The 22,120-nt window shown below is 63.1% G+C and carries 23 protein-coding genes and 1 pseudogene; 14 read left to right on the top strand and 10 right to left on the bottom strand.

Features of this window, described 5'->3' with window-relative positions:
- Nucleotides 1–408: pseudogene (locus ACESNB_RS01890) on the top strand (sulfite exporter TauE/SafE family protein); the annotation flags it as partial.
- Nucleotides 409–574: 166 nt separating this feature from the next.
- A complete protein-coding gene (locus ACESNB_RS01885; protein WP_373002997.1) occupies nt 575–1,468 on the top strand; it encodes a LysR family transcriptional regulator in 894 nt (297 codons plus the stop codon).
- Nucleotides 1,469–1,480: 12 nt separating this feature from the next.
- On the opposite strand, the gene ACESNB_RS01880 is transcribed toward ACESNB_RS01885, so the two are convergent.
- From ACESNB_RS01880 to ACESNB_RS01865, 4 genes are all read right to left on the bottom strand, one after another.
- On the bottom strand, nt 1,481–2,026 hold the full coding sequence (locus tag ACESNB_RS01880) for an SMP-30/gluconolactonase/LRE family protein (RefSeq protein ID WP_373002995.1): 546 nt from the start codon (nt 2,024–2,026) through the stop codon (nt 1,481–1,483).
- A 212-nt stretch (nt 2,027–2,238) separates the two neighbouring features.
- Nucleotides 2,239–2,907 (bottom strand): crotonase/enoyl-CoA hydratase family protein, encoded by a 669-nt coding sequence (locus ACESNB_RS01875; RefSeq protein WP_373002993.1) that lies wholly within the window; start codon nt 2,905–2,907, stop codon nt 2,239–2,241.
- Nucleotides 2,908–2,982: 75 nt separating this feature from the next.
- Nucleotides 2,983–4,707 carry a cation:proton antiporter gene (locus ACESNB_RS01870; RefSeq protein ID WP_373002991.1) on the bottom strand — a complete coding sequence of 575 codons (1,725 nt, stop codon included), beginning with the start codon at nt 4,705–4,707 and terminating at the stop codon, nt 2,983–2,985.
- A 48-nt stretch (nt 4,708–4,755) separates the two neighbouring features.
- Complete coding sequence (locus tag ACESNB_RS01865) at nt 4,756–5,217, bottom strand: nucleoside deaminase (RefSeq protein WP_373002989.1); 462 nt, start codon at nt 5,215–5,217, stop codon at nt 4,756–4,758.
- 52 nt (nt 5,218–5,269) lie between these two features.
- On the opposite strand from ACESNB_RS01865, the gene rsmD reads away from it, so the two are divergent.
- Complete coding sequence (gene rsmD, locus ACESNB_RS01860) at nt 5,270–5,830, top strand: 16S rRNA (guanine(966)-N(2))-methyltransferase RsmD (RefSeq protein ID WP_373002987.1); 561 nt, start codon at nt 5,270–5,272, stop codon at nt 5,828–5,830.
- On the opposite strand, the gene ACESNB_RS01855 is transcribed toward rsmD, so the two are convergent.
- Complete coding sequence (locus ACESNB_RS01855; protein WP_373002985.1) at nt 5,827–6,831, bottom strand: patatin-like phospholipase family protein; 1,005 nt, start codon at nt 6,829–6,831, stop codon at nt 5,827–5,829. The genes rsmD and ACESNB_RS01855 overlap by 4 nt on opposite strands.
- A 195-nt stretch (nt 6,832–7,026) precedes the next feature.
- Here ACESNB_RS01855 and ACESNB_RS01850 point away from each other — a divergent pair, with 195 nt between their 5' ends.
- From ACESNB_RS01850 to ACESNB_RS01840, 3 genes are read left to right on the top strand one after another with little or no spacing between them, the layout of a single operon-like run.
- Nucleotides 7,027–8,058, top strand: a complete 1,032-nt coding sequence (locus ACESNB_RS01850; RefSeq protein ID WP_373002983.1) for a glycosyltransferase family 2 protein — start codon at nt 7,027–7,029, stop codon at nt 8,056–8,058.
- Nucleotides 8,055–8,513: an NUDIX hydrolase gene (locus ACESNB_RS01845; protein WP_373002981.1), complete on the top strand. Its 459-nt coding sequence runs from the start codon at nt 8,055–8,057 to the stop codon at nt 8,511–8,513. The genes ACESNB_RS01850 and ACESNB_RS01845 overlap by 4 nt, the downstream gene beginning before the upstream one ends.
- 55 nt (nt 8,514–8,568) lie before the next feature.
- Nucleotides 8,569–9,354 (top strand): SDR family NAD(P)-dependent oxidoreductase, encoded by a 786-nt coding sequence (locus tag ACESNB_RS01840; RefSeq protein ID WP_373002979.1) that lies wholly within the window; start codon nt 8,569–8,571, stop codon nt 9,352–9,354.
- Between the two features lie 77 nt (nt 9,355–9,431).
- Here the strand turns inward: ACESNB_RS01840 and ACESNB_RS01835 are convergent, their stop codons facing one another.
- Nucleotides 9,432–9,755 carry a hypothetical protein gene (locus ACESNB_RS01835; RefSeq protein ID WP_373002977.1) on the bottom strand — a complete coding sequence of 108 codons (324 nt, stop codon included), beginning with the start codon at nt 9,753–9,755 and terminating at the stop codon, nt 9,432–9,434.
- 167 nt (nt 9,756–9,922) lie between these two features.
- Nucleotides 9,923–10,222 carry a hypothetical protein gene (locus ACESNB_RS01830; RefSeq protein ID WP_373002975.1) on the bottom strand — a complete coding sequence of 100 codons (300 nt, stop codon included), beginning with the start codon at nt 10,220–10,222 and terminating at the stop codon, nt 9,923–9,925.
- Nucleotides 10,223–10,426: 204 nt separating this feature from the next.
- Here ACESNB_RS01830 and ACESNB_RS01825 point away from each other — a divergent pair, with 204 nt between their 5' ends.
- Together ACESNB_RS01825 and ACESNB_RS01820 are read left to right on the top strand one after the other, a co-directional pair.
- Nucleotides 10,427–11,410 carry an NAD(P)H-dependent flavin oxidoreductase gene (locus ACESNB_RS01825; RefSeq protein WP_373002974.1) on the top strand — a complete coding sequence of 328 codons (984 nt, stop codon included), beginning with the start codon at nt 10,427–10,429 and terminating at the stop codon, nt 11,408–11,410.
- Between the two features lie 147 nt (nt 11,411–11,557).
- On the top strand, nt 11,558–12,043 hold the full coding sequence (locus tag ACESNB_RS01820) for a pyridoxamine 5'-phosphate oxidase family protein (RefSeq protein WP_373002972.1): 486 nt from the start codon (nt 11,558–11,560) through the stop codon (nt 12,041–12,043).
- An 18-nt stretch (nt 12,044–12,061) separates the two neighbouring features.
- Here the strand turns inward: ACESNB_RS01820 and ACESNB_RS01815 are convergent, their stop codons facing one another.
- On the bottom strand, nt 12,062–13,048 hold the full coding sequence (locus tag ACESNB_RS01815; protein ID WP_373002970.1) for a D-2-hydroxyacid dehydrogenase: 987 nt from the start codon (nt 13,046–13,048) through the stop codon (nt 12,062–12,064).
- On the opposite strand from ACESNB_RS01815, the gene ACESNB_RS01810 reads away from it, so the two are divergent.
- Genes ACESNB_RS01810 through ACESNB_RS01800 form a run of 3 tightly spaced genes read left to right on the top strand, consistent with a single transcriptional unit; the run spans nt 13,028 to nt 16,021 of the window.
- Nucleotides 13,028–13,453: a TIGR02301 family protein gene (locus ACESNB_RS01810; RefSeq protein WP_373002968.1), complete on the top strand. Its 426-nt coding sequence runs from the start codon at nt 13,028–13,030 to the stop codon at nt 13,451–13,453. The genes ACESNB_RS01815 and ACESNB_RS01810 overlap by 21 nt on opposite strands.
- Nucleotides 13,453–15,369: a gamma-glutamyltransferase family protein gene (locus ACESNB_RS01805; protein WP_373002966.1), complete on the top strand. Its 1,917-nt coding sequence runs from the start codon at nt 13,453–13,455 to the stop codon at nt 15,367–15,369. Before ACESNB_RS01810 ends, ACESNB_RS01805 begins: the two co-directional genes overlap by 1 nt.
- Nucleotides 15,359–16,021, top strand: a complete 663-nt coding sequence (locus tag ACESNB_RS01800; protein WP_373002964.1) for a uracil-DNA glycosylase — start codon at nt 15,359–15,361, stop codon at nt 16,019–16,021. The genes ACESNB_RS01805 and ACESNB_RS01800 overlap by 11 nt, the downstream gene beginning before the upstream one ends.
- Before the next feature lie 34 nt (nt 16,022–16,055).
- Here ACESNB_RS01800 and smpB read toward each other — a convergent pair whose 3' ends face one another.
- Both smpB and dapA read right to left on the bottom strand, forming a co-directional pair.
- Nucleotides 16,056–16,535 (bottom strand): SsrA-binding protein SmpB, encoded by a 480-nt coding sequence (gene smpB / locus ACESNB_RS01795; RefSeq protein WP_373002962.1) that lies wholly within the window; start codon nt 16,533–16,535, stop codon nt 16,056–16,058.
- Between the two features lie 9 nt (nt 16,536–16,544).
- Nucleotides 16,545–17,423, bottom strand: coding sequence for a 4-hydroxy-tetrahydrodipicolinate synthase (gene dapA, locus ACESNB_RS01790; RefSeq protein ID WP_373002960.1), 879 nt, complete (start codon nt 17,421–17,423; stop codon nt 16,545–16,547).
- 102 nt (nt 17,424–17,525) lie between these two features.
- Between dapA and ACESNB_RS01785 the strand changes: the two genes are divergently transcribed.
- The 3 genes from ACESNB_RS01785 to ACESNB_RS01775 all read left to right on the top strand — a co-directional run bounded on the left by ACESNB_RS01785 (nt 17,526) and on the right by ACESNB_RS01775 (nt 22,002).
- Complete coding sequence (locus ACESNB_RS01785; protein WP_373002958.1) at nt 17,526–19,547, top strand: lytic transglycosylase domain-containing protein; 2,022 nt, start codon at nt 17,526–17,528, stop codon at nt 19,545–19,547.
- A gap of 80 nt (nt 19,548–19,627) precedes the next feature.
- Nucleotides 19,628–21,079: a M20 family metallopeptidase gene (locus ACESNB_RS01780; RefSeq protein ID WP_373002956.1), complete on the top strand. Its 1,452-nt coding sequence runs from the start codon at nt 19,628–19,630 to the stop codon at nt 21,077–21,079.
- Nucleotides 21,080–21,168: 89 nt separating this feature from the next.
- A complete protein-coding gene (locus ACESNB_RS01775; RefSeq protein ID WP_373002954.1) occupies nt 21,169–22,002 on the top strand; it encodes a hypothetical protein in 834 nt (277 codons plus the stop codon).
- Nucleotides 22,003–22,120: the final 118 nt, after the last annotated feature.

Raw genomic sequence — 22,120 nt, 5'->3', positions numbered from 1 at the left:
TCGGTCGTCGATCTCGATATCCAGAAGCGGTTCCAGGCCGAAGGCGCCGGCTTCGTTGTTCAGGCGCTGAACACGGTGGCCGGCGTGGCCGGACCGCTGCTGGACCTGTTCTTCGTGCGCACCGACATGACGCGCCAGGCCATCGTTGCCACCAAGGCAGTGACGCAGGTGCTGGCGCATTTCGTGAAGATCATTTTCTGGAGCGTGCCGATGCTGGCGGCGGCCGGTCTTCAGGCCCTGCCCCCGGCCTGGCTGATCCTCGCAGCCGTGCCCCTGTCCATGCTGGGCACGACTTTGGGCGGCAAGGTGCTGGAGCGCATGACCGACGTGAACTTCAAGCGCGGGATGAAATACCTCGTCACCGCGATCGGCGCGGTCATGCTGATGAAAGCCGCAGGCTGGCTGTAGCGCGGCCACGCACGCTCCGGATTTCATCTTCAGCATCGTCTCAGAGGGCATTCGGACTCCTGGCCATGGCGGGTGTACCGGTTCCGAATGCGATAATATCGACTATTCGGCAACTTTATTATATGAAACATAATCATCACCATTGGTGATCGTTGTGAGAGCCGCCATGAACCTGCGCACGATTGACCTCAATCTCCTGCCTGTCCTGGAGGCGATCTATGCCGAGCGCAGCCTGACCCGCGCCAGCGAGTCTCTGAACATCACCCAGCCGGCGGTCAGCAATGCCCTCGCGCGGTTGCGTGTGCATTTCGAAGACCCCCTGTTCGTGCGCGAGGGACGCGGCGTGAAGCCTACAGCCATGGCCGACGCGCTGATGCCGGCGGTGCGCGACGCGCTGGACCGGTTGCGCGCCGGACTGGAGCAACGCTCCACATTCGAACCGTCCCGATCGACGCGCGTCTTCAATATCTCTGCACGCGATGCCGGGGCCTTCATCCTCGCGCCGGAAATAGCCAGGCGGCTTGAAGCCGAAGCACCGGGCATAAGGATCGCTTGGAGCCAGGTCCAGCGCGGGGCCATTTCAACCGAACTTGCCTCCAGCCGGCTCGACCTCGCCATTGACGTTACCGGCCTGCGCGGCGCGGACCTCGAGCGACTGACGCTGCTGGTCACGCCCTATGCCTGTGTCATGGCCCGGGACCACCCGGAGGCAGACACCGAACTCACGATGGAACGCTTCATCGGCCTGCGCCATGTCGTCGTCTCCAGCCGCCGCGAGGGCCGGTCCTATGTCGAGGAGATCGCCCGCGCCGCCGGCCACCGGATCACACCGGTGATGCGCCTGCCGCATTACATGCCGGCGCTGGAGATCGTGCGGCACACGCATCTTGCGCTCACAACGCCCTTGCCGCTGGCGCAGGGCTCGGGCCTTGCCGTGCTGGCACTGCCGGACGCCTTCACCGCGCTCGACAGCGTGCTCTACTGGCGGCGGGAGAATGCCGAGGACCCGGCACTCGCCTGGCTGTGCGACCTCATCGTGGAGATCGCGGACGGCCTGTGACGCGGCGCAGGATCATTGTTCCGCCGGGTCCAGTTTCACCAGCGCGGCGCCGAGACCGGACGCGTAAGCCGGTCCGTTGCCAGGCGAAAGGATAATGCCGGTCAGGCCTCCCGGCAGCGGCGCCGACATGCCCGGGCCCATCAGGTCAAGCCGTGGCTTGCCAGCTTCGCCCCGGCGGTGCCATTCTGCGACAATGCGATCGCTTTCGGCGCTTTCGGGATGGAAGACGGAGCGGACGTCGCCGCTGTCCGGATCGACACGGAGAATAGCGTTGCCGAGTGGCGACGCGACCCAGACCCGGCCCGTGTCATCCATTTCCACATTGTCCGGCGTCAGCACATGGGCCAGGATGGGCTTCTCGCCAAGCGCGCCGTCCGCGACAGAAAGGGGAAACGCGTTGACGCGATCTGCCAGCGTTTCGGCGACGTAAAGCGCGCCGCGCGCCGCGTCGACGACGACGATACCGTTGGCGAAAAAGAGGCCCGACGCTTTCAGCTCGGCGACGGGCGGCGTATCGCCGGACGCGGGGGCGATCCTGAATAGGGCGCCGTCCGCCATCGGTATGTCGATGGCTTAGAACAGGCGTTCTTCGGAGTTCGGCCCGTTATTCTCCGTCGACTGCGAAAACCAGATCGCGCCCGTGCTGTCGCGCACGGCGGTGTTGACGCCAAAAGCGTGCTGATAGGCAAGCTGCCTCGTTCTGCTCGCAATATCGGTGCGCCAGATGGAGCCGGTAAACACAGCGGCGACCAGGACATGCGCGCGGGCCGCTACATCGCTACGGTCGGCGCGATGGCGTCCACAGTCGGCTGGCGCAGGATGCGCTTGTTGCCGGCGACGGCCTTGGCAGGCAGGGCCTTGAGGCGTTCGGCCTCTGCCATGGCTTCCGCCATCACCTGGTCTGGCGCGACCGCCTTGTCGAGATAGCCGACCGTCACTGCCTCTTCCGGGCTGAACAGCGTGCCCATGATCACGGACTCGGTCATGTAGAGCGGGTTGAGGCGGGCCTTGCAGAGTTCCAGCGCGAACACCGGCAGGACCATGCCGATCTGGGTCTCGTTAGCGCCGATCTTGTAGGGGCCTGTCGCGCCATAGCGCTTGTCGCAGCTGAGCAGGATGAAACAGCCCATGGCGATGCCGTGCCCGGTACAGGCCGCAATCACGGGCATGGGGAAGGTGAACAGGCGCAAGGCCAGCGCGCCGCCGCCCTTGACCAGTTTGGTCACGTCTTCCGGCGTCGAGGCGCCCATCAGTTTCAGGTCGAACCCGGCGGAGAAGCGTTCCGGCCGACCGGTGATGATCACGGCCTTGGCCTCCCTCTCGGCCTGGTCCAGCGCCGCGTTCAGCGAGGCCAGCATGGTCGGGTTGATGGCATTCGCCTTGCCATCATCCATGGTGATGACGGCGATCTCGTTTTCGATTCGGATGGTGGCGCTCATGGCGATCTCCCTGTTTGAAATAGACTAGGCATGAACTGCCCTAACGGGAAGCAAGCCTGACGCAAGGGAGCGCCGTCACGACCGGCGGTATTCCTCGGTACGCTCGACCGCGAGGCGGTTGCGAACCGTCTCCTCGTCATAGCCAAACTCGGCCAGGGCCCGCCCCGCCATTTGCAGGCCCGATTCAACCGCATCAGGGATGACCTGGCTCGCGCCTGCCCGGCGCAGTCGCGCGGCATGTTCGTGGTCGCGCGCGCGCACGACAATCGGCACATTCGGGTGCAGCTTGTGGAAGGATGCCACCATGGCCTCTGCGGCGGCCACATCGTCCACGGTCACGACAAACAGGCGGGCGCCATCCGCGCCGGCGCTATGCAGGATTTCCGGCCGGGCGGCATCGCCCAGGAAGACTTGCCAGCCGTGTTTCCGCGCCTTGGCCAGACGCAGCGCACTGCGTTCCAGCGCCACGATCTCGGTGTCTTCCTCGGTGAGGATGCGCGCAACCGTCTCGCCCACCCGGCCAAAGCCTGCGATGATGACATGGCCCTTCAGGTCAGAGAAATCCTCGTCCAGATGCGCGGCCGGATCTTCGCCTTCAAGCCGCGCGGCTGCGAGCTTACCGAGGCGGCCGAGCACCGGGATCAACAGCATGGACAGGCCGGCAATCGCGGCAATGTTGCCCGACGTGCCGGCATCCAGCACGCCGGCCGCACCGGCGGCGGCCACCACGACGAAGGCGAACTCTCCCGCCGGTGCCAGCAGGCTGGCCGTTTCAAGAGAGACAGGACCGTTCCCGGCAAACAGGCGGCAGGCCAGAAAGGCGATCAGGAACTTGGCGACGAGCAAAGCGGCCAGCCCACCAAGGATCAGCCCCGACTGCGTTATGAGCGATGGAAGATCGAGCGCCATGCCGACGGTCATAAAGAACAGGCCCAGCAGAAGGCCCTTGAACGGCTCGAGATCGACTTCCGTCTGGTGCTTGAATTCGGTTTCGCCCAGCAACAGCCCCGCCAGGAACGCACCCAGCGCGAGCGACAGGCCCGCCGAGGCGGTGATCGTCGCAGCGCCGACAACCGTCAGCAGCGTCAGCGCCATCAGGAAGTCGCGTCCGCCGACCAGCGCCGCCAGACGGAACACCGGCCGCAGACCGAACCGCCCGACCAGCATGATGAACGCGATCGCGATCAGCCCGTTGACCGCCGCCTCGATCAGGACGGAGGAGACATTGGTATCCTCGGTCATGCCGAGAAAGCCGATAAAGATCAGGATGGGCGCGACGAGTATATCCTGGAACAGCAGCACGCTCAGCGCCGTGCGGCCCACTGGCCGGGCCGCGCGTTTCTGCTCGATCAGGATCTGCATGACGATGGCTGTCGACGACAGGGCCAGCGCCAGTCCGCAAATGATGGCCGCTTCAGCGGGCAGACCCGCCCAGTATACGGCCCCGGCGATGGCCGCAGCGCTGAGCATGGACTGGAGGCCGCCTGCCCCGAACACGGCGCGCCGCAGCGCCCATAGCTTCTCGAACGAGAATTCCAGGCCGAGCAGGAACAAGAGGAACAAAATGCCCAGTTCGGCAAAGGGCGCGGCGGCCTCGGGGTCGGAAATCGAAACATATTCCAGCAGCGGCTGGACATGTACCAGCGACCCCAGCGCGTACGGGCCCAGCACGACCCCGGCCAGGATGAATCCGACCACCGATGGCAGCCGGAGGCACCGGAACACCGGCACGACAACACCGGCGGCGAACAGAAAAATCAGCGCATCCTTGACCAGGACTTCATATCCATGCCCGGCCATCAGGTGAGAGCCCCGACGCGCTGGCGATAAAACTGACAGGTCATGGCATTACCCCCGACGCGCCCGGAAGAAATCCTTGAGCAGGGCGCTTGCCATCTCGCCCGCTGCCTCGTCCTGCTCCACGTCCGGCCGCCAGTGGCAGGTCTGCTGTTCGAAATAGCGCGCGCCATGGATCACCGCGCCGCCCTTCGGGTCGCAGGCAGCAAAGACGAGCTTGCCGATGCGCGCGAGGCTGATAGCGCCGGCGCACATCGCGCACGGCTCCAGCGTCACGTAGAGGTGCAGATCGGTGAGGCGGTAATTGCCGCGCTTCGCCGCAGCGGCGCGCAAGGCAACGATTTCGGCATGCGCCGTCGGGTCATGTCCCGCGATGGGCTGGTTCGCCCCCTCGGCAACAATCTCGCCTGTTGCCGGGTCCACGATCACCGCGCCGACCGGCACTTCGCCTGCCTCTGCGGCCATTGCCGCGAGTTCCAGCGCGCGTGTCATCGGGGAGACGGTAATTGTCATGAGCCTGAGATCGCCCTACACGCCGGGAAAGTAAAGAGCAGGTGCTTCCCCCGTGCGGATCATTGCAGGTACATTCAAGGGCCGCCCTATTGCGGCACCGAAAGGCCAGTCGACCCGGCCAACGGGCGGCCGCACGCGCGAAGCCGTGTTCAATCTTATCTCCCACGCCGACTGGGCCCCGCCGCTTGATGGCGCCCGCGTCATCGACCTGTTCGCTGGGTCCGGCGCGCTCGGCCTTGAGGCCATGTCGCGCGGGGCGGACGTCTGCGTGTTCGTGGAAACCGATGCCGGCGCACGCGGCACGATCCGTGACAATTGCGAGACGCTGGACCTGTTCGGGTCAACCCGCATCCAGCGCCGATCGGCCACCGACCTTGGCCCCATCCCGGCAGGCGTTGGTGCGCCCTTCACCATCGCCTTCCTCGACCCGCCCTATCACAAGGGCCTCGTCGAACCCGCTCTCGCCCAGCTCGCCAAAGGCGGCTGGCTGGCCGAAGATGCGATCGCGATTGTCGAAACCGCTGCCGACGAAACGCTCGATTTCACAGGTTGGGAGTTGCTCGACGAACGCACCTATGGCGCGGCCAAGGTGAGCTTCCTGAAACAGGCCTAGCTGTCGAGGAATTCCGCCCTCAGGTCGAGATTGGATGTCTTCGTTCCGATATGATGCGCGTCGTTCCTCAGCCAGTTGTCAGCTGCAGCCCGCCCCTGGTCGCGCAGGCCGGTGAGGAAATGCCAGCTTGTGTCCATCTTGGTGCGTAGGTCGAGATTGATCAGGTCCTGCCCGCCCCGTATGGCGTGGATGTTCAGGCGGCGGTACTTCTTCATCACCGCCTCTTTCAGCATGCCGCCATCAATCAGGTGCTGCACGAACGCGATGGCCCGCAACTCGCCGACCAGCGAGGCATTGAAGCTGATCTCGTTGATCCGTTCCTGTATCTCGGCCGCCCGTTTGGGTATGCCCGGCCGGGCAATCGGGTTCAGCATCACCAGCAGCACATCGCGCGGCGCGCCGGAATAGATCAGCGGGAAAAGGCTCGGGTTTCCCAGATAACCGCCATCCCAATAGGCGCTGCCATCGATCTCGACCGCCTGGAATGTCTGCGGCAGGCAGGCGGAGGCCAGAACCGCATCGGCCGTGATCTCGCCCCGCTCGAACACTCTGACGCGTCCCGTTTCCACATTCGTCGCCGACAGGAAGAGCAGGATACCGGACTCGTGCACGGCATCGAAATCGATCACCGATTCGACCGACCGGCGCAGCGGGTTGAGATTGAACGGATTGAGGTCGTACGGGCTGGCAAGGCTTTGCAGGGCGCTGGCATAGGCAAAGGCCATGGCGCTGAGCGCGCCATAGGGCGCTAGGTTCGAGCCCGATTGCGAGACGCTGCGCCAGATCGCTTCGAGTTTCGCCTTGGCGCCTTCAGGACCGTGCTCGGCCATGCCGTCTGCCCAGGCGACGGCATTCATCGCCCCGGCCGACGTGGCCGACATGGCGGCAATCTCGAGGTTCTCTTCCTCGGCCAGCCGGTCGAGCACGCCCCAAGTATAGGCGCCATGGGCCCCACCGCCCTGCAGGGCCAGACTGATTGTGCGCCGCTTTTGCTTTGCCATGCCGAATTCCTTGATATGCGCTTCGGCTTCATCCGAAAGGCCGATAGGAAAAGGCCCCGGACACGCCGGCCCGCGTGCTATGCGCTGTTCCTGCCATGGATACAGCCTGTTTGCGCAGGGATGACCTGCTTTTGATCAGCGCCGAGTAATGATAGGCCCTGAGAACCTTCAATATCGCCTGGAATCAATACGCCCATGACGACCGGAACTCGCGACGATCACCCCTCTGTTTCGGTGCTGATGGCCAATTATAACAGCGCGCCTTATCTCGCCGCCGCCATCGCCTCCGTGCTGGGGCAGGATTTCACATCGCTCGAGCTGATCCTCGTCGATGACGGGTCGTCAGACGACAGCGTCGCGTTGGCAGAGCGCATCGCGGCAGACGACCCCCGCCTGCGCGTGTTCAGCGGCAAACGGTTCGGCGGCCCGGCTCCGGTCCGGAATTTTGCGCTCGACCAGGCGCGCGGCGACTGGGTTGCCGTGGTCGACAGCGATGACCTGCTTCACCCCCAGCGCTTTTCGCGCCTGATGGCCGCGATTGAAGCCTCGGGCGCCGATATCCTGATCGACGATCTCGCCATCTTCGACGGGGACGGATCATCCGGTGTCGATACCATGTTCGAGGGACCGCTCGCGACCACACCATCGACCATCAGTGAGCCGACTTATATCCGATCCAATTTCCTGTCCGGAAAAGGCACCAAGCTCGGTTATGCCAAACCAGTCATCCGGCGCGCCTCGCTTGAGGCGAATGGCATTCGCTACAATGAGGCCATGCGCATCGGTGAAGACTATGACCTGATTGTCCGCCTGTTGGGCGAGGGCTGCGTGATGGCCACGCTGCCGGAGACGCTCTACTTCTATCGCAAGCATTCGGCGTCGATTTCCCACCGCCTCGACATGGCCGCGCTGACCGCGCTGGAGGCGGCCGCCGTAGCCGCTGCGACTGCGCCGGACCAGTCGCCCGCTGTGCTGGCGGCCAATACGGACCGGCTGAAATCCATCCGGCGCGCCATCGGGTTCGACCGGCTTGTCAGCGCCATCAAGGCCGCAGACGTGGCAACCATCCTGTCGCTTCTCGTGCGCCAGCCTTCTGCCTTCACGCTGCTATACCTGCCCGTTGCCGCGAGGCTACGATCCCTGTTCCCGAAACATCGCCCGGCATCGCCAGAGATCGTGTCCATGATCGCAGATCTCGACCGGTCATCTGTCAGGGCACTGCAATGACCGCGCCTGCGGACACGATCATTCGGCGACCTGTGCCGGCTGTCGGTACCGCCTGCTTTCGCGGAGACGACGTCCTGCTGATCCGGCGCGGCACCAAACCGCTGGCTGGCGACTGGTCGATTCCCGGCGGACGCCTCGAATTCGGCGAACGCACCGCCGACGGCGCCTTGCGCGAGCTACGCGAGGAAACCGGCATCACGGCGCGCCTTGTCGGCTTTGTCGATGTGGTCGATGCCATTTTTACCTCCCGCCAGAGCGGCGAAACACACCGGCACTATGTCCTGTTCGACTATGCGGCCGTCTGGGAAGCGGGCGAGCCCGTCGCCGGCGACGATGCCGACCATGCCGAATGGATTTCGCCCGACCGATTAGACGGCCTGGGCCTGTGGCACGAGACACTGCGTATCATCGCGGCCGCCCGCACGCTCGTTCAGGCCGACTCAAGAATCGCTTGACCCTCCCCAACGTCATCTATGTGTTGTCGCCAAAATCATATTTGAGGAGACGCCTATGACCTATGCACCGTTCAACCTTTCCGGAAAGGTCTGCCTTGTCACCGGCGGCAACCGGGGGATCGGGCTCGGTATGGCCGAAGCGCTCGCTGCTTCGAATGCCGATGTCGCCATCTGGGGCCGCAATGCAGAGGTCAACAAGGAAGCTGTCGCCAAGCTGGAAAAGCTCGGCACCGGCAAAGTCTTCGCCTGGTCGGTTGATGTCGGCGAGGAAGACCAGGTCGTGAAAGGCATGGCCGAGGTTGAAGAACATTTCGGGCGCATCGATACGTGTATCGCCAATGCCGGAGTCGGGCGCGGCGCAGCCAATTTCGAGGAAATGACAATCGAGACCTGGCGCTACAATCAGCGGATCAATTCCGAAGGGGCCTTCTTCACGCTACGCGAAGCGGGCAAGTCCATGGTCAAGCGCGCCAAGGCTGGCGATCCGGGTGGTTCGCTGGTCGGCACAGCCTCGCTGGCCGGCATCGAAGGCGCCGGCCGCAACGAGGCCTATGCCCACACCAAAGGCGGCCTGATCGCCATGATGAACGCCATCGCCACCGAGTATGGCCGTTACAGGATTCGCGCCAACTCGATCCTGCCGGGCTGGATCGCCACCGACATGACCGACGCCGCTCAGGGCAACGACACGTTCACATCGAAAGTGATCTCGCGCGTACCGATTCGGCGCTGGGGCGAGCCGGAAGACTTTGGCGGCATCGCGGTCTACCTCGCCTCGGATGCCTCATCCTACCATTCCGGCACGACCCTGATCGTCGATGGTGCCTATTCGAAATTCTAGGCCTCTGACCGACTGGCAATAAAAAAGGGCCGCTCCGAAAGGGGCGGCCCTTGTTCTAGGTGGCTGTAAGCCAGAGCCTATTCCTGCGGCGTTTCTTCGGTTGCTTCAGCAGCGTCGTCGACAGCAGCAGCAGCATCGTCCATTGCGCCTTCAACGACAGCACCGGCATCGTCGACAGCAGCAGCGTCAACAGCGTCGGTGGCAACTTCCGAAGAAGCGTCAGCAGCGACGTCGAGTGCTTCACCCGCGTTGTCGAGAGCTTCTTCCGAAGCAGCAGCAGCCGCATCAACCGTTTCGCCGGCAGATTCGATGGCAGCGTCAGCAGCTGGGTGAGCTTCTTCTTTTGGCGAGCAAGCGGCGAGAGCCAGCGCAGCCGCGCCGATGATCATGATGTTCTTCATTGTAATACCCCTGTTGTTGGTCAGATGACCGGGAAGGCCCATAGCACTTCTCGGTCATTACTAAAAGTTCATTTTTCAGGCAGCCGTGTTGGTTCCGACCGTTGATCCTTTATAATGGAAAAAGCCCCCTCCCGGTAGGGAGAGGGCGCATTCCGGCTATAGCAGCCTTATTCAGCTTCCGGTGCCGAAGCTTCTGCTTCTGCTTCTGCTTCGACTTCGGTAGCAACGTCTGCTTCAGCATCGGCTTCGTCTTCGGCGACGACTTCAGCTTCACCATCGCCCTGTGCTTCAACTTCCACAGCGACTTCTGCTTCGTCTGCAACAGCAACTTCAGTAGTTGCTTCAACGGCTTCAGCCGCTTCAACAGCTGCTTCTGGCGCTGCGGTCGCTTCTTCTGTTGGTCCCATAGCCATGGCACCGCCAGCGAAAAGGGCTGCGATGGCAGCGCTTGCAAAAAGTTTCGTCATAGGAGCTTCCCCTCGTTTGACTTATTAGCACCGAGTGGACAATTCCCTCGGCTTGATTGGCTCTTTGACTGTAGATCACGGCGGGAATGGGGCAAACCATAGGCGATTGTGTCAAAACGGCCATGAGTCTGCCCCCCTTGCGTTGACGCTAGGACCGCCAATTAGGCTTCAGGTACCGATTTCATTACACAAAGGACGCCTCCAATGGCCCTGAACACCAAGCTGACCGAACTGCTGAAAGTTGACCATCCCATCATGCTGGCAGGCATGGGCGGTGTCTCCTATGCCGAACTCTGCGCCGCCATGTGCAACGCGGGCGGCTATGGCGTTCTCGGCATGGCCGGTACCGGGCCTGACTTCATCAAGGGCCAGATGAAACGCGTGCGCGAGCTCACCGACAAGCCGTTTGGCGTCGACCTGCTCGCTGCCAGTCCTGAAAGCCTGGAAGAGTCTGTCGATGTCATCATCAAGGGCGGCGCCGATTCGTTTGTCGCCGGCCTCGGCGTGCCGATGCCGATCATGAAGCGGCTCAAGGATGCCGGTGTGAAAGTCATGGTTGTCGGCGGCGCGGTGAAGCATGCGATCAAGGCCGAGCAGGCCGGCTGTGACGCCGTGATTCTCCAGGGCGGCGAAGGCGGCGGGCATACCGGCCTCGTCGGCACGATGCCGCTTGTCGCCCAAGCTGTCGAAGCTGTGAAGATCCCGGTCATCGCCGCAGGCGGCATCTATGACGGACGCGGTCTCGCGGCGGCCCTCGCGCTCGGCGCCTGCGGTGTCTGGATGGGCACGCGCTTCATCGCGTCCGAAGAGGCCCACGCCGCAAACATGTACAAGCAGGCCATTATTGGCGCAGGTGACACCGACACGACCCGCACGCGCTGCTATTCCGGCAAGCCGATGCGCTGCCGCACGAACGATTATATCAACGACTGGGAAACCCGTCCGGAAGACATCAAGCCGTTCCCGTTCCAGGCCATCCATTCCAGCCAGACCGGCGTCATCGGCGGCATTGGCGGCATCGTGGATGAAGCGAAGCTCAACACCGACACGTCCTGCTTCGCCATGGGCCAGTCGGCCGGCGGCGTGCATGAAGTCAAACCCGTCGCGGGCATCGTCGCCGACATCATGCGCGACGCTGAAGCCGCGATCGACCGGATGGCCGGACTGAAGGCAAAAGCGACCGCCTGAACCCTGCACACCAGAAGACACGATCGTCCGTCAATCCCTGAAGGGAGCGACGGACGATTGCTTGCGGGCAGAACTTTTCGCAAGGACCTACGGAACCTCACTCCTGATTGCGGGTTAATTTGGCATACCTCGCAACAGGAGAGACACATGCCCAATCAGAAAGAAATCGAAGACAAGCTCTGGTCCGCCATCAAGTCGGATCGCACAATCATGCTGGCACTCGAAGGCCAGAAGGGCGGCTCCAGCCAGCCCATGACCGCCATTCTCGAAGATGACCCGCGCGGTCCGGTCTGGGTTTTTTCAGCCAGTGATGTCGACCTTGTCCAGGCGCTCGGCACCAATGTCGCCCCCGCTGTCGCCCAGTTTGTCTCAAAGGGGCACGACCTCTTCGCGTCGCTTCACGGCCAATTGCGCCTGCACACGGAAGCCAGCATGATTGACCGTCTCTGGAACCCCTTCATCGCAGCATGGTATGATGGCAAGAAGGATCCCAAGCTGCGGCTGTTGCGGCTCGACCTTGACCACGCACATGTCTGGCTCAACGAAAACAGTCTTCTTGCGGGCGTGAAAATGCTGTTCGGAAATGATCCGAAGAAAGATTACAAGGACAAGACGGCTGATATCAGCCTGTAATCCGTGTTGACTATCCGCCTAATCGAATGCGGCCTTGCCGACGAGATGCCTGAGCGGCTGACCGCCCAGGTATCGCGCAAGGTTGTCGAGGAATGTGTCGTCAGCGCCGGTCACAGTTCCGTCCGTCTGCGAACTGTCATGCGGCGTGATGGTGACGCGGGGATGTGCCCATAGCGGACTGTCGTCAGGCAAGGGTTCCACCAGCGTCACGTCGAGGGCCGCATGACCGGGCCGGCACGCGTCGAGCGCTGCCAGAAGGGCTGGCTCGTCCACCAGCGCACCGCGCCCTAGATTCATGAACAGCGCATCCGGTTTCATCGCCGCAAAGAAGTCCGCATTGGCCATGCCCTCGGTTTCCGGCGTGTGTGGCGCGCAAAGCAGCACGACATCCGCCTTCGGCAGTTCGGCCATCAGCGCATCCGGCGGCACGATTCGGTCGGCGCCTTCTGCAAGGCCTTGTGAACGGCGCATGCCGGTTACTTCGCCGCCCAGCGCCATGACGCGCCGCCCGGTCGAGGCACCAATCGAGCCAAAGCCGACAATCAGCCATTTCGAGCCCCGGATTTCACGCGACTCGCGCCGCTGCCATGTCTTGTCGGCCTGGGATGCGCGGTGTCCGGCACCCTGCTTGAAATAATCGAGCGCCTGCCACAGCGCCCATTCGCCCATGGCTTCCGATTGCGTATGGTTTGTCGTGTACTTGTTTGCCGCCTTGCCAATCATCACTAGACCCGGATTTTCGATCCCCGCTGCCGCTGACTGGAACCAGTCGAGTTGACCGCCACCGGCCACAGCCAGGAGGAAATTCCTGACACTCGGCCCGAAAAAGGCATCGGCATTGCCAAAGGCGATCTCGGGTTTCGGCTCGCTAACCACCTCACCAGTCGATGCCTTGGAGAAGACACCATTATCGTCCATGAGGATGATATTGAGTTTGTCTTCGAGGCCCTTGAGCCTGGGAGCGATGCGCGCGAAGGTCTTCGCATGAATAAGACAGTTTTTCATGGGGCTTTGCTTAGCCTGCTACTGATTGCGGGGGCAAGCAAAGCCTCGGCCCAATCGGGCATTCCCTTGCGTGGCCCTGATTATTTCCGCGATGCCTCGGAGCTCGCCGCCACGCTCGGCTCGGCCCACGCCATCCGGGTGCGCTGCAATGGCCGCGAGGATCAGTACTGGCGGCGCTACATGGCCGACATGCTGCGCTATGAGGCGCCCGAGCGGGGCAATCTCCGCTCCTCCCTCGTCGAGGGGTTCAACAATGCCTATACCCGCACCAGCGCGCAGTATCTCAGCTGTGACAACAGCGCCATCGAGGCCGAGGCGCGGTTTGCCCGCGACGGGCAGGACATATCGAACCGGATGGCGACTCATTATTTTCCCAAGGACACCCGCAAGAGAGGACCGAACTGATGTTCAAGATCCTGATAGCTGGGGCCGCCGCGCTGCTGGCGACCTCCTGCACTGCGCTGGCGCCCGCGCCACTCGATGACACGCCTGCGCCGTCCAACGCTGCCACCGTAGCAGGTCCGGGCGACCGCATGCCTTCGGGGCGCGACATGGGCGTCCGATCGGCCGTCGTCGCCCCGCATGCCGCCGCCGCGACAGCCCACCCGCTGGCCACGCAGACCGCGCTGGACGTGATGAAGGTCGGCGGCAACGCTATGGACGCCGCAATCGCGGCGAATGCCATGCTCGGCCTTGTCGAGCCCACGGCCAACGGCATCGGCGGCGACCTATTCGCCATCGTCTGGGACCCGCAAACGAAACAGCTCTACGGCTATAATGGCTCCGGCCGCTCGGCCATGGGCGCCACGCTCGCTGATATGCAGGCCAAGGCCGACACGTACATGGACGGCAAGGAAATCCCGCCCTTCGGCACGGCGCCCGTCACCGTGCCCGGCACCGTCGATGCCTGGTATGCCCTGCACGAAAAATTCGGCAACCGGCCCATGCTGGCCAATCTCGAGCCCGCCATTCGCTATGCCCGGGCAGGCGCGCCGATCCCGGAAGTGATTTCGTACTATTGGACCTTCGGCCCGAAGCGTTTCGAACCGGCCTTCGAAAGCGGCATGCTGGAAGAATATGACAATGCGAAGAAAACCTATTTCTCGCCCATGCCCAGCGAAGGCAGCCTGTTCCGCAACCCGGACCTCGCCAATACGCTCGAACGCATCGGCCAGAAAGGCCGCGACGAATATTACAAGGGCGAGACGGCCAGGACGATGGATGCCTATTTCAAGCGTATCGGCGGCCCGCTACGCTATGAAGACTTCGCCGCACATACAGGCGAATTCGTCGAACCGGTCTGCGTCACCTATCGCGGTGATTACAAGGTCTGCGAATTGCCGCCGAACACGCAGGGCATCGCCGCCCTGCAAATGCTGCAGATGCTGGAGAAGTTCGACCTGCGCGGCATGGGCTTCGGATCGCCTGATTCGATCATGGCGCAGGTGGAAGCCAAGCGCCTCGCCTTTGCCGACCGGGCGCGCTACTTCGCCGACCCGAAATTCTCCCGCATTGATGAGCAGGCCTTCGTCAAACCGGCCCGCGCCGCCCGTCAGGCAGCCCATATCCAGCTCAACAGGGCGATGACCACCGTTCCCGTCGTGTCGTTCGGCGATGTTGAAGCCTCCCTGACGTCCACCGAAGCGGCCGCCGCCGACGCCAAACTCAAAGACGGCGACACGACCTATCTCACGGTCACCGACAGTGACGGCATGATGGTTTCGCTGATCCAGTCGAACTATCGCGGGATGGGCTCCGGCCTCGTTGCCGACGGGCTCGGCTTCATGTTCCAGGACCGGGGTCAACTGTTCAGCCTAGACCCGGCCCACCCGAACGTGTTTGCCCCCGGCAAACGCCCCTTCCACACGATCATCCCGGCCTTCGCCTTCAAGAAGGACATGCCCGGCTGCCAGGTCCGCGCCGTGCCGATAGCTCAGGCCTGCCCGTTCGAGCCATGGCTCAGCTTCGGCCTGATGGGCGGCGGCATGCAGCCGCAAGGCCACGTGCAGGTGATCCTCAACCTCGTCGACTTTGACATGGGCCTGCAGGAGGCCGGCGACGCTGCACGCTGGGAACATACCGGCGGCTGCGAGCCGACGAACACGCTCAACGGCGACCCGTGCGAAGCCGACAAGGGCATCGTCCACCTCGAAAGCGGCATCCCGCCTGCCACCCGCGCCGAACTCGAACGCCGGGGCCACACCGTCGAGTGCTGCTCGGCCAATGCCGGCGGCTACCAGGCCATCATGCGCGACTTCAATTCCGGCGCCTGGATCGCCGCCACCGAAATGCGCAAGGACGGCGTCGCGGATGGGTACTAAGACCACCCTGCCACCCCCCGAAGCGCCCCGCGACTGCCCCCTCTGCCCCCGCCTCGTGACCTATCGCGAGAGCGTGGCCGCGCGCGAACCGGACTGGTTCAACGGCGCGGTGCCGAGCTTTGGCAGTGAAACGGCGCGTCTCCTGGTGGTCGGTCTCGCCCCCGGCGTCACCGGGGCCAATCGCACGGGCCGGCCCTTCACCGGCGACTGGGCGGGCGACCTTCTTTACGCAACTTTGGAAAAATTCGGTTTTTCGTCAGGGACTTACGCGGCATCCCCGGATGACGGCCTGCGGCTGAAAGATGCCATGATCACCAATGCGGTACGCTGCGTGCCGCCTGAGAACAAGCCGGTCGGCGCCGAAATCAATGCCTGCCGCCCCTTCCTCCAGTCCCGCATCGCCGCTTTGCCCGATCTCAAGGTCCTGCTGTGTTTAGGAAAAATTAGCCACGATTCGACCGTGCGTACATTGGGCCTGAAACTCAGTGCCCATCCCTTCGGCCACAACACCCGCTATGACGTGGAATTCCAGGGCCGGTCCCTCACCCTGCTGTCGAGCTATCACTGCAGCCGCTACAATACGAATACGAAGCGCCTGACGCCGGAAATGTTCGAGGACGTGTTTGCGGTGGCGAAAGAGATCGTCGGCTGAGCAGCACTCATCCTGATGAAACGTCAGAAACGCCTCACCCCTCTTTCATGATCCGCGCCTTCTGGCGGGCCCAGTCGCGCTTGGCATCATGTTCGCGTTTATCATGGCCCTTGCGGCCCGTTGCCGTGCCGATCAGAAGTTTCGCGATGCCGCGATCATTGAAGTAGAGCTTCAAGGGCACGATCGTGCGCCCGGCCCGGTCGACTTCCTGCGACAATTTCGAGAGTTCCCGCTTGGAGACGAGCAGCTTCCGCTTGCGCTTGGGTTCATGGTTGTAGCGGTTGGCCGCATTATAGATCGGGATGTCGCAGTTGATCAGGTAGAGGCCGCCATCCTCGACGCTGGCATAGCTCTCGGCGATGTTGGCCTTGCCTTGGCGCAGGGATTTCACCTCGGAGCCGACCAGCATGATTCCGGCCTCCAGCGTATCCTCGACGGAATATTCCCGTCGGGAACGCCGGTTCTCTGCAACGAGGCCATCGCCCCTGCCCTTGGTCTGCGGTGTCTTTGACATGAGCCCTATTTAGGTCTTCAGGCCCGCCAGCGCCATAGCCGCATCAATTGTCGCGCAGGCGGCAGCATCCGGTTGGGTAATTGGCAGGCGCACGTCCGGCTGGCACAGGCCCAGCCGCGACAGGGCATATTTCGCCGGTCCCGGCGAGGGCGCGCAGAAAAGTGCCTTGTGCAGGGCGATCAGCTTGCGCTCGATCGCCTGCGCCCCGGCGAGGTCACCCGCCTGGAAAGCCGCATGCATCGCAGCACACATGTCCGGCACCACGTTCGCGGTCACCGAAATGCATCCAGCCCCGCCCATGGCGAGAAAGCCCAGCGCGTTCGGATCCTCGCCGGACAATTGCACAAACTGCGCATCGCCGATCAGCGCCGCATGCTGGCTGACCCGGGCGACATCGCCGGACGCATCTTTTATGCCGACAATGTTCGGCAACTGGGCGAGGCGTGCCACCGTCTCCGGCAACAGGTCGACAATCGTGCGGCCCGGCACATTGTAGAGCAGCACAGGCAACGCCACCGCGTCATTGATGGCGCGGAAATGCGCCTCAAGCCCGGCCTGGTTCGGCCGGTTGTAATAGGGGCAGACCACAAGTGCCGCATCGGCGCCGACGGTCTTGGCATGCTGGACCAGGTCAATCGCCTCATCGGTTGCGTTCGATCCTGCGCCCGCGATCACCGGAACGCGTCCTGCAACAATCTCGACGCACAGCGTCACGACATCCTTGTGCTCTTCCGTCGTGAGGGTGGATGTCTCACCCGTCGTGCCCACGGGCACGACGGCGCTCGACCCCCCGGCGATCTGGCGCTCGACCAGCGCGGCAAAGGCCTCGCGGTCAACGGCACCGTTCTTGAAAGGTGTGACGAGTGCTGGGATTGAGCCGTGAAACATCGTATTCTTGCCGCGATTGGGGTGTTGGTGGAAATTCTGTCGTATTATTTAACAATGCCTTCTCATGCTTTGGCGTAGAAATAAACTCCGATGACACCTCCCATGATTCGACCCCTCACGATTTCGCTTCTGCTCGGCCTCGCGGCCCTGAGCGCATCAGCATCTGCCTTGCCGGATGCGCCCAGCCTGAAGCCGAAACGCGTCTATGCGTCCCAGACGACAAACGCCAAGAACGCCGAAATCCTGCACAAGGCCCTCAACGCCGCAGGCCGCTATGACTGGAATGAAGTTGCCGACCTGCAGCGTCAGGCCAGCGACCCCGCCGTGGGCAACCTGATCATGTGGGTGCGCGCCAGCGAAGGCGTCCCCGGCATGGGCTTTGATGAAGTCGCCAGCGCGATCGAAACCCTGCCGACCTGGCCGAAGACCGACCGGATGCGCAAGCGCGCCGAGGAAATCATCGACCTGTCCTCGCTCAGCCACGGCGACCGTATCCTCTGGCTGACCAATGCCGGCCCGCAGACAGGTGCCGGCAAGATCGCCCTTGCGCGCAGCTACAAGGCCGTCGGCCAGCCCGCCAAGGCCGAGGCCCTCGTCCATGATGCCTGGCGCAACAATTCGATGGACCGCGACCTGGAACGCATTGTGCTGGCGACCTATGGCGGCTTCCTAACCGAGGCCGACCACCGCGTCCGTATCGAATTCCTGCTCTGGACCAACCAGCGTTCCGCCGCGACCAATCTGAAGCCGCTGGTCAGTGCCGACTATCGCAAACTGGTCGACGCCCGAATCGGGCTGGCCAGCCGTGGCCGCAATGTCGACCGCCTGGTCGATGCGGTTCCGACCTCCCTGCAGGACAATCCCGGCCTGCTCTATGACCGCGCCCGCTGGCGCCGGACACGGGGCAATCAGGAGGGCGCAACCCCGCTCCTTGTGGGCATCGACGCCAATGACGTTCCGGAAGCCGGTCGCTCCAAGCTGTGGGACGAACGCAGCGTCGCCATGCGGACCGACCTGAAAGACGGCAACTGGTTGCGCGCCTACCAGCTCACCGCGCCGCATGGCATGACCGAAGGGTCTGACTATGCCGACGCGGAATGGACGGCCGGCTGGATTGCCCTGCGCCTGAACAACAATCCGGAACGCAGCCTGAAACACTTCAAGGACATGACGGCCAGCGTCTCGACGCCGATCAGCCTGGCGCGCGGCGAATACTGGGCCGGACGCGCCGAAGACCAGCTTGGCGAAAAGGATGCCGCGCTCGAATCCTATGGCGCCGCCGCCAAGCAGAAGTTCACCTATTACGGACAACTCGCTGCCGAACGCCTCAACGACCGCAAGATATCCTTTGCTGCCTCGTCCGAGCCAACACCGGAAGAAACCGCCGCGTTCAATGCCCGTCCGCTCGTCAAGGCGCTCAGCCTGCTGGGCGAGGCCGGCGAGACGCGCATGTTCCGCGAATTCGCCTATCACCTTGACGACCAGCTCACGAACGAGGCCGAATTCATCCTGCTGGCGCGCATGGCCACAGAATACCAGGTGCCGGACATCGGCGTGCGCGGGGCCAAGGCCGGCCTCGCCAAGGGTATTGTCGCCACCGATGCCGCCTATCCAATCGTCTCCTATCCGATGCTGCGCGAACCGCGCGTCGAGAAACCGCTGATGCTGGCCCTGTCGCGGCAGGAAAGCGAGATGAACCCCAACGCCGTCAGCCATGCCGGTGCCCGCGGTCTGATGCAGTTCATGCCGGCCACGGCCAAGAACGAAGCCCGTCTTCGCGGCCTCCCCTATCGCGCCTCGTGGCTCACCGATGACCCGGGTTACAACATGACGCTTGGGGGCCAGCACCTCGACACGCTGCTCTCGCAGTTCCGGGGCAGCTACATCATGACCGCCGCGGCCTATAATGCCGGCCCGAGCCGCCCGAAACAGTGGATCGAGGACTATGGCGACCCGCGCACCGGCCAGGTTGATCCTGTCGACTGGGTAGAGTTCATCCCGTTCTCGGAGACGCGGAACTATGTCCAGCGCGTGCTTGAAAACACACAGGTCTACCGCCAGCGCCTTGCCGGTACGCCGGTCGACATCGAACTCTCCGAAGACCTAGAGCGCGGGCGCAATTGATCGCTCGCGGCGTTCCGGCCTCTTGGCAGCGCGCTAAACTCCTCTAGAGTCGCTCCTGAATGATTTCAGGAGTTACCGTGATGTTCCGCCCCGCCGCCTTGACCGCCCTCGCTCTCGTTCTCGTCGCCTGTGGAGGCCCGGGCAAGGACAAGGCCGCTGATACAAGCGGCGATGGCCCGACATTGCTGACCCCGTCGTCCAGCCAATCGGGCGCTGCCGACACAACGGCCAGCACCTCCACCGCACCCTTGCCGACCGCCGACCCCGCCCTCGTCGCCTTTTACAAACGCCTCCACGCCGCGCCCGAACTCTCGTTCGAGGAGTCAAAGACGTCCGCCATTCTCGCGGGCGAGCTGCAGTCGCTGGGCTTTGAAGTGACCACCGGCGTTGGTCAGGACTGGGTTGTCGAGAAGTCGATGAAGGACAATGGCGAAGTCCTCGAAGGCGTCGGCGGCTATGGCGTCGTTGGCGTGTTTCGCAATGGTAACGGGCCAACCGTCCTGATCCGCACAGACATGGACGGACTGCCCGTACCCGAACAGACCGGCTTCCCGTTTGCCTCGACAGTCGAAGCGAAAACCTGGACCGGTGTGGAAAGTAACGTGATGCATGCCTGCGGCCATGACGTGCACATGACCAGCTGGGTCGGCACGGCTCGCGAACTGATCGCCCGGAAGAACAAGTGGAAAGGCACGCTGGTCATGATTGCCCAGCCCGCCGAAGAGATCGGCCTCGGTGCCGAAGCCATGCTGGCCGACGGCCTGTTCACGCGCTTCCCCAAGCCTGACTACAATCTCGCCCTGCACGTATCTGCTGGCGCGCCAGCCGGCACGATCAACTATTCCAAGGGCTTTGCCCTCGCCAATGTCGACAGCGTCGACATCAAGGTCAAAGGCGTTGGCGGCCACGGAGCCTATCCGCACACGACCAAAGACCCGATCCTCGTCGCCTCGCACATCGTCGTTGCCCTGCAGAGCCTCGTGTCGCGCAACACCAATCCGCAGGACAGCGCCGTCGTCACGGTCGGCTCCTTCAAGGCCGGTACCAAGCACAACATCATCCCGGATGAGGCCACACTCCTGATCACCGTGCGCTCCTATGATGACAAGACACGGGCCATGCTGCTCGACGGCATTACCCGCATCGCCAAGGCCGAGGCCATGGCCTTCGGTGCGCCCGAGCCGGATGTCACCATCGAGAGCGACTACACGCCCGCCACCTATAACGACCCCGACACGACCGCCCGCACGATGAAGGCCATCGGCAAGTCCATCGGCGCCGCCAATGTGAAAGAAGTGAAGCCTGTCATGGGCGGCGAGGATTTCGGCCAGTACGGCCGCACCGAGGAGAAGATCCCGAGTGTCATCTTCTGGGTCGGGGCCGTGGAACCGGAAAAGTATGCCGCTGCCCAGAATGGCGGTCCCTCGCTGCCATCGCTCCACTCCTCCGGCTTTGCCCCCGACTATGACCCCACCATCGCCACCGGCGTCGAAGCCATGACCGCTGCCGCGATGGAGCTGTTCAAGGACTGAGGCGGCCTGCCCCAAACGGCTATATTTTCAACTTCCCAATGAAGTTAACAAATGGTTAAGTCCCTGCCGGGTGTGGAGTAGGGACGCAAATGTTGGCGATTTTGAACATAGAGTGGAAGCCGGGCTGGCCCAAATGGCGCTGGCTGGACGCATCCGATTCCTGGCTGGGCGTCTGGGCACTGGGCGCGTCCGCGATAGGCGCCTTCGCCGTCGCAGTGACCGATTTGGAAACCCCCGGAACAGTGACAGGCTGGACGGCCTGGGGGCTGATCATTGCCTTGCCACTGCTCGCCTATGCGGGGCTCAGCATCTTCCTGATTAGCAACCAATGGGGCCTCGTCGCCAAGGACGATATGCCCGGAACCGAAGAGCGTCCGGCCTTTCACGCTGCCTTTCTCCTGCTCTTTCTCCTCCTCTCCCTACTGGCATGGATCGCCTTTGGGACAAACGTGCCTGTTGCGGCCTGGCCTTGGCAGGTGGACCTATCCCATCCGGTCCAGCGTGGTATCTATCTCGGCGCGATCGCGGTCGCCTTCATGCCATTGCTTGTCGGTTTCCACCGCGTGGCCTCCGAGGCTGGCGGTAAGGGCCGCCACAATTATCTCAAGCATCCCGAAGGTCCTGTCAGCTGGCCCACGCTGCTCAGCGGCTTTGCCCTGATCGCAGCGATGGGCACCGGCGCATGGGCGGCGGGCGAACAGGTATTCTCGATGGAGCAGAATTTCGGCCTCGTCATCATGGCGCTTGTCGTGATGAGCTTCCTCGCCTTCATCTTCCTGCCGCACCTATCGAGCCTAATCGGGGAACGCGACGATACCGAGAAGCCCAAGACCGCCGGTGCAGGCTTTGCCATGCATCCCGGCTATATCGTCAGCGGACTCGACGCTGCCATGGTCCGCCTCCTAGAGCGGTTCTGTCTTTGACAGAATCGGACGGATTCCCAGACACTTCGAACTCTGATTCAGTTTCCGGACTGGAAGAGGAGGTTTATCACCATGGGCAAGTACTATTCCGTTGATCTTCGCGAACGTGCCGTGGCGG

Source organism: Hyphomonas sp., assembly GCF_041689225.1.
Lineage (GTDB): Bacteria > Pseudomonadota > Alphaproteobacteria > Caulobacterales > Hyphomonadaceae > Hyphomonas.
The sequence above is the reverse complement of the archived record's forward strand: the minus strand, read 5'-3'. Positions and strand labels throughout refer to the sequence as shown.